The sequence below is a fragment of the Dethiosulfatarculus sandiegensis genome (assembly GCF_000931935.2).
Classification (GTDB): domain Bacteria; phylum Desulfobacterota; class Desulfarculia; order Desulfarculales; family Desulfarculaceae; genus Dethiosulfatarculus; species Dethiosulfatarculus sandiegensis.
Genome location: NZ_AZAC01000044.1, coordinates 22309 through 37610, shown reverse-complemented (window position 1 = coordinate 37610; position 15302 = coordinate 22309). Strand labels below are relative to the sequence as shown.

The following is a 15302-nucleotide window of genomic DNA, read 5'->3' as shown; positions in this document are numbered from 1 at the left end:
GGGGCCAAAAGGCCCGGCGTCAGACAGCTGAGTTAACCGACTTCAACGTTTTTCGGGAGGCCCCAGCAGAATATTTGAGACCACCACCCTTTGGATTTCACTGGTCCCTTCGTAGATAGTGAAGACCCTTGCGTCCCGATAATGACGCTCCATGGGGTATTCACTGCAATAGCCATAGCCCCCGTGGATCTGAATGGCCTGACCGGCCACCCGGTTCACCATCTCACTGGCGAAAAGCTTGGCCATGGAGGCTTCCTTGGTATAGCGCCTGCCCTGGTCCTTTAGTGAAGCCGCATTCAAGCAAAGCACCCTGGCAGCTTCGATCTCAGTGGCCATATCGGCAATTTTCCAGCGCAGCCCTTGGAATTGGCTAATGGATCTGCCAAACTGCTCACGACCGTGCATATAGGCTATGGCCTCATCCATACAGGCCTGGGCAACGCCCACGGACTGGGCGGCAATACCTATACGTCCACAGTCCAGCCCACTCATGGCCACCTTAAACCCCTCGCCCACCCTTTTGCCCAAAAGGTTTTCCTTTGGGATACGGCAATCCTCAAAGATAAGCTGCACCGTGTCGCTTGCCTTTAATCCCAGTTTTTCCTCTGTCTTGCCCACAATAAGTCCGGGTGTGCCCTGGGGAACCAGAAATGCGCTTATCCCCCTGTGGCGTTTTGTCTTATTCGTAAGCGCGGTCACTATGATCAGGCCAGCGTTTTTTCCGGTGGTGATAAACTGCTTGGTCCCGTTTATGACATATTCATCACCATCTAAGCGTGCGGTGGTTCGCTGGCTGGCGGGATCACTTCCGGCATGGGGCTCGGTCAGGGCAAAGGCCCCTATGCACTCGCCGCTGCACATGCGGGGCAGCCAGGTTTTCTTCTGTTCGGGAGAGGCAAAACGTAAAAGGGTCTCCACGCAGATGGAATTATGCACGCTCATCACCACCGCAGTGGAGGCGCAGGCATAAGCGATCTCGGTCAGGGCCAGAACATAGCTAACCGTATCCAGCCCCACTCCTCCGTACTCCTCGGGGGCCATCATCCCCATAAAGCCAAGCTCCCCCATTTGATTCAAAATATCCCTGGGAAAAACATGGGTCCGATCACGCTCGGCCGCTTGGGGCATAACCACCTCGCGGGCGAAATCGTGGGCCATGGTTTGAATCATTTCCTGTTCTTCGGTCAAGACAAAGGCCATGTGCCTCTCCTTAGGGGTGCTTAGGTATTATGGAAAGCCTGCCGTTAAGGTCTATAACCGTCCTCCCGGACTAAGGGGTGTAAAGGACCACCAGGAGTTCGCAGTCTTCATCACCGGTGTTTCTGAGCTTATGCACCAGACTGGAATTGAAATGCAAGGATTCCCCCTGAGCCAGATCATTTACATGCTCCCCCACCTTGACCTGCACCTGTCCGGAAAGCACATAGATGAACTCCTCGCCTTCGTGCTGATATCCGGGGCCGTCCAAGTCACTGTTGGCCTCAATTCCCACCCTAAAACCTTTAAGGTGTTTCTGCCGTGACTCAGAGGTGAGCACCCTGTAGGAATAATGATCCGTGCGTTTGCGCACTGCTTCTTCCCGCTTTTGGGCGGCTTCTTCCTCATCCTTTAGGAGTTCTCCGCTCTCCAGTTCCAGGGCCCGGCCCAAGGTGAGCAAAACCGCCACCGGAGGGATAACCTCGTCATTCTCAACCTGCATGAGATAATCCACAGACAGACCGGTTTCATTGGCCATGGCTTTGAGACTCATATCCTTACTCTGACGCACCCTTCTTATGCGGGTGCCCAAAGATACCCTTTTGATTTTTCTAGGCATGGATTCTCCTTGGTTATCGATTAACATCTAAATTTTATCAGAAACCCGGTTAATATCGGCTTTTCTCCAAAAGAGCCAAGGTAAAAAACTTTTTTATCTTCTAAATAACCGCCGTGGTCTTTTGGCACCTCTTGGAGCCAGGCTAAAATGAGCTACACCTGATCTAGCAATAATCATTGTTTATTGTCAACAAACCAACGGATCGCAGAAAAGAAACAAACCCACGGCTATTTGCCAAGCCCCATGGAGGCTCCGTCTGTCAACCCCTGGTTCACAGTGGATTCGGCAAAAAGCGGTTCAGCCAGGGTGTTTTTAACCCACCACCAGGTCAGGCCGAACTGGGCCAAGCTCAAGAACACAAAATACCAGGCCCAACCGGGCCAGCCCAAATAGAGATTCCCCACCTGGCCCCATTGCCAGAAATCCTGTGAAAGAATGAATATGGCACCAAACCCGGCCAGGAACATAAGCTCCGCCTTTTTTACGCCTTGGGTCTTTAGCCCCCCGGAGGCGATCTGTACGGCCAGATAACTCGCCAGGCTCACCACTATCACCGGCACTGCCGGTAAAAAGCCAAAGCTGGGCAGGAGTTTAAAGTGATAAAGCCCCACAAAAAGCTCCCCCACCAAAATGGAAACAAGCGCTGCTTTTGGGTGAGGATTTTTCAGGATAAGCCCGAAAAACACGCACGGGAACAAAACCGCCAGCCCGGTGAAAGCGGTGATGCCGAGCTGCAGGATGGTGGTATCCGCATTTAAGGCCACCGCCAGGCCGGCCAAGGCCAGGGCAAAGACGAATATGCGGCTCTGACCGCCGGTTGTCACCTGTTTGCCGGTGATAAGCGGCCAAAGATCACGACTGAAGATAGACCCCAAGGTGAGAAGCTGGGAGTCCATGGTTGACATCAGGGCGGCCAAACCGGCGGCCAGGACCAGGGTGCCCATAAACTCGCCCGCCACTTCGGTCATTAAAAGCGGCATGATGTTGTCTGAAGTGCTGCCTGCCAGCTCCGGGAAACTGAGCCTGCCCAGGAGACCCAGGCCAATGGGAAGGCAAAACACAGAGGTGCAGATAATGGGATACCAAACAGCGCTCTTGGCCAGATCCTTCTTGGTTTTGGCCGAATAAAAACGCTGAAAAAGCTGGGGAAACATGGGATCGCAGAAAAACCACAAGAAAATAAAGCTGAAGAACATAAAGGGGGTGTACATTCCCCTGGGTCCCGGACGGCTGAAAAGGGAAGAATCCGTGGCCAGGGCTTTTTTAAAGGCCGCGGTCCAGCCGCCATGATGACCGGTCACCATGAAAATGGCCGCGATCAATAAAAACAGCATCAAAAACCCTTGCAGCACATCGGTCCAGGCCACTGCCTTGAGCCCGCCGCGCAGGGTGTAGCCCATGATTATCAGGGTTACCAGCCCGGCTCCGGCCCAGGTGGGCATGCCAAAAAGACCACCTAGAACCTTGCTGCCGGCCAAGGGCTGTAACGCCAGATAAGGCACTGTAAAGAAAACCATGACCAGTGCGAAAAGCGCGCTGAGCCACTTATTGCCGTAGATCACCTGGATCAGCTCAGCCGGGGTGACCAGCTCGTGCTTGCGCCCCATTTCCCAGATGCGGCGGCCCAGCAGCCAAAAAGTAACCGCCATGAACCCGGTTCCGAAACCCATGATCGGGAAAAAGGCAAGGCCATCCCGATAGCCCGCTCCACTGGCCCCGAAAACCGTAAAAGCGCTGAAGTTGGTGGCAGCTATGGTGCCGACCAGCACAAACCCCTTAAGCCCCCTGCCGGCCAGAAAATACTGGCTGGGCTTTTCGCTTAGTCTGCCCCTGGCCAAAAAACCCAACAAAATCACCATGGCGAAATAAGCAGCCAAGACCACTATCTTGGTGAACATACAACTACTCCTCATAATCCGTATAAAAATCATTGGGCGGAAACTTTGCGCACAATCCGGCGACGCAAAAACGCATCGGTCAGGCGCGCAGCTCACCCTTTGTTCTGATTTTTGGGGGAAACTTGGAAATAAAAATCTGTTCTGTGGAACATGTCAGGCCTCCCCATGACAGGACAACAGGTGTCCCGCCAAGCCGGGATGGCCTTCAACTGAGACCTGACATAACTTGGCGTGGCCAGAATATAGCAGCCCGGCCTTTTTTTGACAAGGCCGGGTCTTAAAATGAACTATAGATAGCAGGGATTAATCGGAAAAAGCCGCTTCTATCACCTCCTGGCAGACTGAATAGGGATCTTTTTCGCCCTTGGCAATACTCAAGGCCAGGTCTTCCAGCCGGTGCCCGGCCTCCAGCCGCTTCAAGATGACCTGTTTGGCCCTGGTCTGGATCAGGTCCATCAGCTCCATCTTGGCCCTTTCCCTGCGGCGCTGGTTCATGAGCTGGGCTTTGTTCTCATGTAAAAGATCATAATGACCTTTAATGGCCTCCAATAAATCATCCAGGCCCTGGTTATTTGCGGCTGAAACCGGCACCACCGGCGGGTTCCAGCCGGGGCAGCGGGTGCCTTCGCGCTCCATCATCAGCATATTCTCAAGCTGGCTCAAAGTGGCCTCGCCTCCGGGACGGTCCATCTTATTCACCACAAAGATATCGCCTACTTCCAGGATGCCGGCCTTTATGGCCTGTATATCGTCACCCATGCCCGGCACGGTGACAATCAGGGTGGTGTCCGCCATCTTGGCCACATCCACCTCATCCTGTCCCACGCCCACAGTCTCCACCAGGATCACATCCTTGCCCATGGCGTCCATGACTGTCACCACCCCCCTGGTGGAGGCGGTGAGGCCGCCAAAATGCCCCCTGGTGGCTAAAGAACGGATAAACACCCCGTCATCAGTGGCATGGCGCTGCATGCGAATGCGATCCCCCAAAATGGCCCCGCCGGTAAAAGGGCTGGTGGGGTCCACCGCCACCACTCCCACGGTCTTGCCCTGTTCACGAAAACGGGTCACCAAAACATCGGTAAGGGTGGATTTGCCGACTCCCGGTGATCCGGTAATGCCCAAAACCCAGGCGCGGCCTGTATTGGGGTATAGGACCTTCAGCACTTCCAAGGCCTCGGGATCGCCGTCATCTAAGCTGCGCATTACCCTGGCAGAATGACGCAGGTCTCCTTTTTCTATTAATTCCGCTGTCTTTAAAATATCCATAAAAAGCGAACCGCCTTTTTAAAGGATCAGTTTCCGTAATATTTTTTAAAAGGCCGAGATCAGCCTTATGGATTTGTTCTGACAGGCCGACCGTAAAAAGTCAATCGGGCTTGATCGTCTGAAGGCGGGATTTTTTTGAATTGTCCGGCTGTCCTTTGCCTTCCTGCGTTTGTATAAAAAAGGCCGGTCAAACCCCAAAATAGCTTAACCGGCCCTTTAATACGGCTTAACCTATCTCATTTTCAAAAGGTTTCTGGCTATGACCAGGCGCATGATTTCATTGGTGCCTTCATAGATCTGGGTGATCTTGGCATCGCGCATATGACGTTCCATGGGATATTCTTTGGTATAGCCATACCCGCCCAAAATCTGAACGCCTTCCACAGCGGCCTGCATGGCCGTGTCAGAGGCGTACATTTTGGCCATGGCCGCCTCTTTTTCAAAGTGCGCGTGCTGGTCTTCCATCCAGGCGGCCTTGAGCAAAAGAAGCTCAGCCGCATCCAGGGCAGTGGCAATATCGGCCACCTTCCACTGAATAGCCTGAAATTTACCGATGGACCGGCCAAACTGCTCCCTGGTGGGGATATAGTCCAGGGCGTCTTCCAATACCGCCCGGCCAATGCCCAGGGCCTGGGAGCCGATGCCGATGCGCCCGCTGTCCAGGGTGGTCAGCATCTGGCGCAGTCCGGCTCCGGGCTCACCCAAAAGGTTGTCCTTGGGAATGCGCGCGTCTTCAAACACCAGCTCCGCGGTGCCTGAGGCGTTGATCCCCATTTTTTCTTCCAAGCGGCCCACGGAAAAGCCCTTGGTGTTCTCCAGGTCCACAATAAAGCTGCTGATTCCCTTGGAACCGGCCTCCTTGTCCGTTACCGCGGCAATCACCGCATAGGTGGAGACGTTGCCATTGGTGATAAACTTCTTTTCCCCGTTAATCACCCATTCGTTGCCGTCCAATTTGGCAGTGGTGCGCATGCCCGCCGGGTCTGACCCCGCGCCTGCCTCGGTAAGGCCGTAACAGCCTATTTTCCGGCCGCTGGCCACAGGTGTGAGAAAGGCCTTTTTCTGCTCCTCGGTGCCAAAGGTTGCCACAGGAAAGCAGTAAAGCGAGTTGCAGACGCTCATGATCACCCCAACCGAGGCGTCACCCCTGCTCACTTCACTAAGGGCCAGGACATAGCTCACATAATCCATGCCCGCCCCGCCGAATTCATCCGAGACGGCAATCCCCATAAACCCCAGTTCACCCAGGGCCTGGCAAGCCTCGGCCGGGTGTTCATGGCTGGCGTCAAATTCAGCCGCCTTTGGTTTCAAAACCTCATCAGCAAAACGGGCGGCTGTATCCTTGACCATCTGCTGTTCTTCAGTGAGCGCAAAATTCATATCCACCTCACTTAAAATGTTTGGCCAACACACTGGAGTGATACGTAAAGCGGCACGATCTCTCCTGAAGGCCAAAATCAGGACCGCATATCAAGCCATACGCGGCAATCCCATTTATTTAACAGACTCCAGATTCTTCATAACATAAATCGTATATAAAAGGCAGGTCGGTTAGTAGAGGCATTATCAATCAGACAGAATTAAAAGCCGGGTTTCAGCGAAAAACAGGCGCAAGGCAAGCCTGTTGTCATAGGGTGTAATAAAAATGAAAAAAGTTGGGCAGGCTAGAAGGCATTTCCCAGGCCAAGAGACGACTCTTAGGGGCAGGCATAAAAAACCCCGCTCTGCCAAAATCATTTAGCCGAGCGGGGTTTGATCAAAAAAGCGAATAACTCGTTATCTGAAGTTGGTGCGGAATTTGGGTTTTCGTTTCTCCAAAAACGCACTCATGCCTTCTTTTTGATCATTGGAGGCAAAGCAGGTGGCAAAGGCCTCGGCTTCCATGGAAAGCGCCCTTTCCAGAGGCAGATCGTAGCCTTCGTCGACCATGTTCTTGATGCCGCGCAGGGCAACCCTGCCCTTGCCTGCCATTTCCTGAGCCATCTTATTGACTTCGGACATGAACTCATCGGCGGGGAAAACCCGGTTCACCAGGCCTATCTCCTTGGCCTGATCCGCTGAAATCATCCCACCGGTCAGGCAGAGTTCCTTGGCCCAATTCTTGCCCACCAGACGGCTTAAACGCTGGGTGCCGCCAAAGCCCGGCATCACTCCCAGGTTGACCTCAGGCTGGCCGAACTTGGCCTTTTCACTGGCCCAGATAAAATCACAGGCCATGGAAATCTCGCAGCCGCCGCCCAGGGCAAAGCCGTTAACCGCGGCTATGACCGGTTTTTCCAAACGTTCCAGCATAAAAAGGACTTCCTGGCCCTTTCTGGCGAAACGCCTGGCCTCCAGGGGGCTCATGGTGGACATCACGGCAATATCGGCGCCGGCCACAAAGGCCTTGCCCGCGCCGGTTAAAATCATCACCCGCACGCTTTTATCCGCCGCCGCCTCGTCGATGGCACGGCTGACCTCATCCAGAACCTGGGGGCTCAAGGCATTCAAGGCCTTGGGGCGGTTTATGGTCAGGGTGGCCACCTGGCTTTCCACTTCGTACAGTATGGTCTCGTAAGCCATTTTTTTCCCTTTGTTCCCTTTTGCCGACCGGCTAGTCCAAGAACAGCATACTTAAAACAGCATAAAGGTCGCAGGCCCTTTGGCCTTATCCCTTTTTGATCCAAGGATTCAATCTGAAACAGCCCGCCGGTCCCGGCTCTACGGGGAATTGAAATAATATTTCTAAGACTACTTGGGGCAGAAAGGGCCGGAGAACCCCTCCGGCCCTTTCTGCTGTTTACTTATCTTTCCACGATCATGGCAGCGCCCTGGCCGCCGCCGATGCACAGGGTGGCCAGTCCCAACTTGGCGTCCCTCTTTTGCATCTCGTGCAAAAGGGTGACCAGAATGCGGCCGCCGGAAGCGCCGATGGGGTGGCCCAGGGCAACGGCCCCGCCGTTTACATTTACGATATCAGTGTTAAGCCCCAGTTCCTTGATCACGGCCAGGGCCTGGGAGGCAAAGGCCTCGTTCGCCTCCACCAGATCAAAGTCTTCCACCTCGCAGCCGGTCTTTTTCATCGCCGCCCTGGTGGCGTAGATGGGACCCAGGCCCATAACAGAGGGGTCGACTCCTCCCCAGCCATAGCCCTTGATCGAGGCCACCACCGGCAGCCCCAGTTCTTCGGCCTTTTCCCGACTGGTGACAACCATGGCCGCGGCTCCGTCGTTGATGCCGCTTGCGTTTCCGGCGGTGACGGTTCCGCCCTTTTTAAAGGCGGGCGGCACCTTGGTCAGAGCCTCCATGGTAGTGCCGAATCTGGGATGCTCGTCAGTATCGCAGACCTTGGGATCGCCCTTGCGCTGAGGCACCACAACCGGCACGATCTCGTCTTTGAACCTGCCGCTTTTAATGGCGGCCTCGGCCCGATTCTGGCTAACCAGGGCCAGTTCATCCTGTTCTTCCCTGGTCAAACCGAATTTTTCGGCCACGTTCTCGGCGGTGATGCCCATATGATAATTATTGAAAATATCCCACAGGCCGTCATGGATCATGGAATCCACCAAAGAACCGTTGCCCATGCGCTGGCCCCAGCGGGAGCCGTTCAGCAGATAAGGCGCATCGGTCATGTTCTCGGTGCCGCCTGCCACCACGATCTCGGCATCACCGCACATGACAGCCTGGGCGGCCAGCATGACGCTTTTTAGGCCGGATGCGCAGACCTTGTTCACGGTAAAGGCGTTTTTCTCGGCCGGGATTCCTGCATGAATCTCAATCTGACGGGCCACGTTCTGGCCCAGGCCCGCACCGAGCACATTGCCCATGATCACTTCATCAACCTGTTCGGGCTTGACACCGGCCCGCTCCATGGCTTCCTTGACGGCTGTCACGCCTAGTTGAACCGCAGAGACCCCCTTGTACATACCGCCGAAACGGCCTACCGCCGAACGGACCGCACTGCAAATCACCACATCCTTGAGCATTGCCTTCTCCTTCAAGACTGTTCCACTATTGAACCCAATTTAGCCTTTTCCAAGGCAGGCGCGATCAAGCGCCGCCTTTGGAAACGGCCTTATTACATATTTTCCACGATCAGAGAAACACTCTCACCGCCGCCCAGGCACAGACTGGCCATGCCGGTTGCGGCGCCGGTGTCTTTCATGGCATAGATCAGCGTGGTGAGCACCCTGCCGCCGCTGGCGCCGATGGGATGCCCAATGGCCACACTGCCGCCATAGATGTTGATCTTGGCAGGGTCCAGGTCCAACTGACGCTGCACCGCCAGGGAGGAGGCGGAAAACGCCTCGTTTAGTTCGTGTAATTCAATATCCTTGGGTTCCAGGCCCTGCTTTTTGCAGACCTTGGGAATGGAGAGCATGGGGGCGACCAGCACATATTTGGGATCCAGCCCGGCAGCGCCCTGGGCGCCGACTTTGACCATGGGTTTTACACCCATATCCTTGGCCTTGGCCGCGCTCATCAAGACCACAGCCGCGGCCCCGTCGTTCAATGTACTGGCATTACCCGCGGTTACTGTGCCGTCCTTTTTAAAGACCGTCTTGAGCCTGGCCAGCTGTTCCAGGGTGGTCAGCCTTAAGCCTTCGTCTTTTTCCACCAGCACGGGATCGCCTTTGCGCTGAGGGACGGATACAGGCACAATCTGTTCGGCAAATTTTCCCTCATTTGAGGAGTTATAGGATAATTCGTAGGAATTGGCGGCAAAGGCGTCCTGGTCCTCGCGGCTCACTCCGTATTTTTCAGCGCAGAGCTCGGCGCTCATGCCCATATGGAAGTCGTTAATGTGATCCCAAAGGCCATCGCACACCATGGAATCCAGGGACTGGCCATTACCCATGCGGTGGCCGTCCCTTAATTTGGGAATCAAATAGGGTGCATTGGTCATGGACTCCATGCCGCCCGCCACCACCACCTCGGCGTCGCCCATGGCAATGGCCTGAGCCCCCATCATCACCGCCTTGAGACCGGAGCCGCAGACCTTGTTGACAGTGGTGCAGCCTATCTCAAAAGGCATGCCCGCCCTGAGGCAAGCCTGGCGGGCCGGGTTCTGGCCCAATCCTGCGGGCAGAACGTTGCCCATAATGACTTCATCCACATCGCCGGTGCCGATTCCGGCCCTTTTCAGGGCCTCGATAATCACCGTCTGGCCCAGGTCAAGAGCGGTCAAAGAGGAGAAAGCCCCCTGAAAAGCCCCCACGGGCGTGCGGCAAGCACTGACGATAACTACATCAGACATTAAGATAACCCTCCCAGGTTTCAAACCTGCTGATTAATGCGAATGGACCTGTCATTTACGGGGTGCTCCCCGCCCTTCCCACAGGTCCGGTTAAAAAACAATCAATCGGGTGAAGAGAAAAACGGCGTTGGCACCGCCTTTATGATCCGGCTCAAAGCCAAAAGACCGGTTTTGCCGGAGCCCAGTCCCCCTGCCTCTAAAAAAAGGGTTCCGTCGCGTAAGAACAAACGCTTGGGATCTACGGTAAGGCTGTTAGAGGGATTCGCCCCTTTTATCTCCACCGCCACCCTGCGTCCCTGTTTTATGGCGTCTTGCAAGGTGTACATGATCTCGGGTATGCATGAAAAGCCGTCGGCAACCACCAGTTGGTCAAGGGCCTCGGAAAAAAGCTCCCTCAGTTCGCCGGGGAGTTCCTCCACTAAATTTCTAAGGCCGTTAATAGCTCCCAGGGCCAGGGAAAAATCATTCATGCGCGTGAGCTCCCGCACTGCCAGGATCAAGGAAAACAGATCCGTAAGGCTGAGGCCCTTGGCGCTGAAGGTCAGTTCCTTGTCCAGAACAAACCCCTCGCCGCTGCGCGAGTAATGAAAAGAAAACCCCATCTCGGCCAGGGTGTCGCGGTCTTTGTAAAATTGCCGGCGGGAGACATCAAGGCGTTTGCACATCTCCTCCGGTGTCCGCCGGGGATAGGCCTTGATATCGCATATGATCCTCATTAGTCTTGCCAACCGGCGGCTGTTCATGGTTCCTCCCAACGAGGCTAAACGAGTTATTTCTTAGCTGATCGCGGACTCCAAGTCAAGAAAAGCATCTTTTGTCATCAGTTCAATTTTCTTTGCGATATTGAAGCATTCACTCTGCGTTACCCCTATTTTTTCCTTGATTGCCCTGAACAGTCATTTCAAAGGGACCTCCCCCGGAAACGGGCAAAGCCCTGGAAAGGGCATAATTCCAGCCATCTCCATCAGAATTCACGCTCGGTTAAGTCAAGGCAATCGACGGATGGGGCAACACCGGAGTTCATAGGATCGCTGAAAACAAAACAAAAGGCGGCCTTAAAAAACATGGCCCAAAAAGCTTGGGTGAAATCCGGACCCGCAGCTTGGGAAGCTTAGGTCTTTTGGTTATCATAAGCTATATTCAAAGGAAGTTTTATCTACACGATGCTCGCGATATTTGCCTTAACCTTAACCTGAATCCGAGCCAAAAAATGACTTTTTATCAAGAAAGAACCTACCGCAGGTCTTGCCTTTGCCCTCATTTGGCTTCTTTTAATGCCCGAGTCAAGGAAACCGACCTGTGGATTTTGGCTGATCAGGACCTGACCGCCCAGGCTGTACAGTCGATCAGCCGTCATCGCAGGGTGCTGGAAAAATACCTTGAAGAAAATCCCCAATGGGGCGAGGCTCTGACTCCCCTTCCACCGGACCCCTATGCACCCCTTTTAGTGCAGCAAATGCTTAATGCCGGGCAAAAGGCGGGCACAGGCCCCATGGCCGCAGTGGCAGGCGCCATTGCCCAGGCCGTGGGCAGGGATCTGCTTGAGGCCTCCCCTCAAGTTGTGGTTGAAAACGGAGGCGATCTGTTCATAGCCTCAAATCAGGATCTGACCATAGGTTTGTGGGCCGGAGATTCGTCCTTGAGCGGCAAGATAGGGCTCAGCCTGCCCCGGGCCCTGCAGCCCACCGGCCTGGCCACCAGTTCGGGGACTGTGGGGCATTCCCTTTCCCTGGGTAAGACTGACGCAGCCACCGTCTTGGCCAAAGACCCCGCCTTGGCCGACGCGGTTGCCACGGCCATGGGAAACCTGGTCATACACAAAAAAGACCTTAAACCGGCTCTTAACTGGGCGGCCGGAATAAAAGGTGTGAGGGGCGCTCTTTTGATAGCCGGTGAGAACCTGGCTGCCTGGGGAGAGATTGAACTGGTCCGGATATAGAAAAAGGAGTCTTTTCGCCCTCCCTTTTCTCCCCCCAAAAACGGAGCATTCAGTTTCAAAAAAAACAGCCGCCAGGCAAACAAGTTTGCCGATACTCCTCAACAGAAGGCTTGAGCCCAAACTTAGGTTGATTTAACCGCCAGTTAGGTTACTATGCTATTTTAGGCCAACATACAGTGGCCTTATACGGCTTAAGACAATTTCGGCCAGGTGAGAAGCTCTATCTTTGCTTTCTCTCCTCTTTGAATAACAGTCCCTGTAGGCATGCTGTTTAGACTGTTTCGAGCATTGGCCCTTTGTTTAGACCCAGAGGAATTAAAAAGCAAGCCGACAACCAAAGGATCAGTCAGCATGATGCGCGTTGGAGTTATCTCAGACACCCACCTTCGCTCCTATGACCGGGACTTGGCCAAAAAACTGGCCGAACATTTCAAAGACGTGCAGATGATACTGCATGCAGGCGACATTACGGAGCTTTCCGTCCTGGACATGTTGGAGGCCCCCCAGGTGATCGCAGTCTTGGGCAATATGGACGGTTTTGCAGCGGCCCAAAGCCTGCCTGCCAAAAGGGAGCTCAAGCTGGAGGGTTTTCAGATCGGCCTGATCCATGGCTATGGACCGCCTAACGGTTTGGAAGAAAGGGTGCGCCGGGAATTCGATGATGTGGATGCCATTGTTTTCGGCCATTCCCACAAACCGACCAATTATCTGCTAAACGGCCTGCTTTATTTCAACCCGGGATCTGCGGCAGGAGGTAGAGGACACCCCAAAACCGTGGGCATGCTGACACTGGGAGATTCCATCTCAGGTGAAATAATTGAAATCTGAAAATAATAGTTTTATAAATTTTAAGAATAAAAAAGGACGCCTCTAAATATGAAAAACTTGTGGGCCCCATGGCGCATGACTTATATTTTGGATGAGGAGAAACCTCCGGGCTGCATATTCTGTCTGGCAAAAGACGGTCGGGGCGCAGATGATCTGGTATTGGGCGTGGGTGAACACACCCTGGTTATGATGAACAAATTTCCTTACAATAATGGTCATCTCCTGGTTGCACCCCGCCGCCACAAAGCGGCATTGGAAGATTTGACGCCCCAGGAAAAAACAGACCTCATGCAAAAGGTTGAATTGGCCGTAAAGGCCCTTAAAGAGGTTATGAACCCCCAGGGATTCAATGTAGGCCTAAACCTGGGAGAAACAGCCGGGGCGGGAATCGCCGAACATCTGCATTTTCACGTAGTGCCCCGTTGGGGTGGAGACGTAAACTTCATGACCGTTATGGGAGAGGTGCGGGTCATACCCGAGCATATCAGGGCGACCTATGAAAAGCTCAAGCCGCATTTCGCCGTCATGGAAAAGGAAAAGAGGGCTTCATGAGCTATTTAAAGGCATTTATAATCTCAGCGGCCGTGGCCTTTGCCATCATCTTTATGGTTCAGAATATCGAACCTCTCAGTCATCCTTTGTCCATCAGGCTGAACCTGATATTCGTCAAGTTTCAATCCACTCCTTATGCCACCTATCTGATAATAATGCTTTCTTTCTTTGTCGGTCTCTTGGCTGCCAGCCTTTTGGGCCTAAGCGAGCGCTTCAGGCTGCGCAAGCAGCTCAAGGCCAAGGACAAAGAACTGGATAATTTGGCCAGTGAATTGAAGTCCCTTAGAAACCTACCGATCACCAGCGAAACCCTGTCACCGAATGGTGAGGCCGAAGCCCCGAAAAACGGCAAAGGCAAAAAGGATTCAGAGGAAAAAAACCTTCCGGCCAAGGGACTCGAACCAGAGCCGGAACCTCTTGACGAATCCGAGGAATCGCTGACGACGGAGGAGAAAGAGGCCCTCAAGTAATGGGAGCAACTGTTCTCAGCATCGGGCAGATTGATATCACCCTGGCCCACGCCTTACTGGGGCTGGGCCTTGTTCTTTTAGGACTTATACTGGGGTTTCTGTTCTCCGGATCATCCGGCAAAAGCAAACAGGAGAAATCCGCCCACAAAAAAGGCGGCGGCAAGGGCCGCCTTGCCCTTGACGACGCATTTTTAAAAGGCTTGGCCCACCTGATGGCCGATCACACCGACAAGGCCATAGAAGAATTCACCCGGGCCGTGGACCTGGATTCCGACACGGTTGAAACCTATGTGGTCCTGGGGAACCTTTTCCGTCAAAAGGGAGAGATTGAAAGGGCGGTGCGCATCCGCCAGAATATAGTGGCCCGTCCCAATCTGGACCCGGAGATAAAGATTCAGGCCTTGTTTGATCTGGGCCTGGACTATAAAAAGGGAGGCCTTCTGAACCGGGCCACGGAACTCTTTGCCGAGGTTCTGGCCATGGATCCCGAGCATGTGGAGGCCTGCCGTCAAATGGTCTCGCTTTATGAGGAAAGCCGTGACTGGGAAAAGGCCTTTGAGACCCTGAAACGCCTTGACCGCCTCATTGGGGCGGATCATTCCACCGTGCTGGCCCATTACAAGACCGAAAGAGCCAAGGAGCTGTTGGACCAGGGACAGATTGAACAGGCCGAAGGTTTCTTGAACCAGGCCAAAAAGGAAGACAAGGCCTGCTTAGACGCATATCTGCATCTGGGCGATCTGGAAATGTTGAAAAACCGGCCCAAAAAGGCCATGAACATATGGCGCAAGGCAACGGCCATTGCCCCCCGCTATACGGATCTGATTATAGAAAGAGTGGCCCAGGCTGAAGACCAGGTCGGCTCCAAGGCAATGAAAGATTTTCTGGCGGAACTGGACCATTCCAAGATAAGCAGTCTGGCTATGGTGGCCCTGGCCAGGCATTACAACAACCACGGCGAAGACCTGAAGGCCGTGGAGCTCCTTACAAAAGCCATCAGGCAAAGCCGGGGCAACCTGGGCGCCCACAGGCTCAAGGGGGAAATCCTTCTGGAGAAAGGCCCCCAGGAACAAGCGCTTGCAGCCTATGAAGAACTCTTGGCCCAATTAAATGGAAACACGGCGGCCTATCAGTGCAGCCAGTGCGGGCATCTTTCCCATGAGCTGGCCTGGAAATGCCCCCGCTGCCATAAATGGGACACCTTAGGCCCGCGCAACATGTAGCAAAGCGGCCTGATTCCAATTTGTCACCCTGTTGATATTCCACATGAAAAACGGGAGCCATAAGTAGCCGA

At 54.0% G+C, this 15302-nt stretch carries 14 protein-coding genes; 5 read left to right on the top strand and 9 right to left on the bottom strand.

The genetic code is table 11. From position 1 onward, the window contains the following. Positions 1 to 42: 42 nt before the first annotated feature. The 9 genes from X474_RS20065 to X474_RS20025 form a co-directional block, all read right to left on the bottom strand. A complete protein-coding gene (locus X474_RS20065) occupies positions 43 to 1200 on the bottom strand; it encodes an acyl-CoA dehydrogenase (protein ID WP_044351533.1) in 1158 nt (385 codons plus the stop codon). A gap of 70 nt (positions 1201 to 1270) precedes the next feature. Next, positions 1271 to 1816, bottom strand: coding sequence for a helix-turn-helix domain-containing protein (locus X474_RS20060; protein WP_044351532.1), 546 nt, complete (start codon positions 1814 to 1816; stop codon positions 1271 to 1273). A 227-nt stretch (positions 1817 to 2043) separates the two neighbouring features. After that, on the bottom strand, positions 2044 to 3714 hold the full coding sequence (locus X474_RS20055; RefSeq protein ID WP_052515444.1) for a sodium:solute symporter family protein: 1671 nt from the start codon (positions 3712 to 3714) through the stop codon (positions 2044 to 2046). A gap of 303 nt (positions 3715 to 4017) precedes the next feature. Continuing rightward, positions 4018 to 4983, bottom strand: coding sequence for a methylmalonyl Co-A mutase-associated GTPase MeaB (meaB, locus tag X474_RS20050; protein WP_044351531.1), 966 nt, complete (start codon positions 4981 to 4983; stop codon positions 4018 to 4020). A 231-nt stretch (positions 4984 to 5214) separates the two neighbouring features. Continuing rightward, the gene (locus tag X474_RS20045) at positions 5215 to 6363 is read right to left on the bottom strand and encodes an acyl-CoA dehydrogenase family protein (protein WP_044351563.1); all 1149 of its coding nucleotides are present in this window, start codon (positions 6361 to 6363) and stop codon (positions 5215 to 5217) included. Positions 6364 to 6759: 396 nt separating this feature from the next. Continuing rightward, complete coding sequence (locus X474_RS20040) at positions 6760 to 7545, bottom strand: enoyl-CoA hydratase/isomerase family protein (RefSeq protein ID WP_044351530.1); 786 nt, start codon at positions 7543 to 7545, stop codon at positions 6760 to 6762. A gap of 221 nt (positions 7546 to 7766) precedes the next feature. Beyond that, positions 7767 to 8948 (bottom strand): acetyl-CoA C-acetyltransferase, encoded by a 1182-nt coding sequence (locus X474_RS20035; protein WP_044351529.1) that lies wholly within the window; start codon positions 8946 to 8948, stop codon positions 7767 to 7769. Between the two features lie 92 nt (positions 8949 to 9040). Then, on the bottom strand, positions 9041 to 10219 hold the full coding sequence (locus tag X474_RS20030) for an acetyl-CoA C-acetyltransferase (protein ID WP_044351527.1): 1179 nt from the start codon (positions 10217 to 10219) through the stop codon (positions 9041 to 9043). Between the two features lie 101 nt (positions 10220 to 10320). After that, on the bottom strand, positions 10321 to 10962 hold the full coding sequence (locus tag X474_RS20025; RefSeq protein ID WP_044351526.1) for a helix-turn-helix transcriptional regulator: 642 nt from the start codon (positions 10960 to 10962) through the stop codon (positions 10321 to 10323). Positions 10963 to 11429: 467 nt separating this feature from the next. Here X474_RS20025 and X474_RS20020 point away from each other — a divergent pair, with 467 nt between their 5' ends. From X474_RS20020 to X474_RS20000, 5 genes are all read left to right on the top strand, one after another. Continuing rightward, positions 11430 to 12158, top strand: a complete 729-nt coding sequence (locus tag X474_RS20020) for a UPF0280 family protein (protein WP_044351561.1) — start codon at positions 11430 to 11432, stop codon at positions 12156 to 12158. Between the two features lie 351 nt (positions 12159 to 12509). Continuing rightward, the gene (locus tag X474_RS20015) at positions 12510 to 12986 is read left to right on the top strand and encodes a metallophosphoesterase family protein (RefSeq protein ID WP_044351524.1); all 477 of its coding nucleotides are present in this window, start codon (positions 12510 to 12512) and stop codon (positions 12984 to 12986) included. A gap of 48 nt (positions 12987 to 13034) precedes the next feature. Beyond that, positions 13035 to 13538 (top strand): HIT family protein, encoded by a 504-nt coding sequence (locus X474_RS20010; RefSeq protein WP_044351523.1) that lies wholly within the window; start codon positions 13035 to 13037, stop codon positions 13536 to 13538. Further along, a complete protein-coding gene (locus tag X474_RS20005) occupies positions 13535 to 14008 on the top strand; it encodes a lipopolysaccharide assembly protein LapA domain-containing protein (protein WP_044351522.1) in 474 nt (157 codons plus the stop codon). Before X474_RS20010 ends, X474_RS20005 begins: the two co-directional genes overlap by 4 nt. Then, positions 14008 to 15231, top strand: a complete 1224-nt coding sequence (locus tag X474_RS20000; RefSeq protein ID WP_044351520.1) for a tetratricopeptide repeat protein — start codon at positions 14008 to 14010, stop codon at positions 15229 to 15231. Before X474_RS20005 ends, X474_RS20000 begins: the two co-directional genes overlap by 1 nt. Positions 15232 to 15302: the final 71 nt, after the last annotated feature.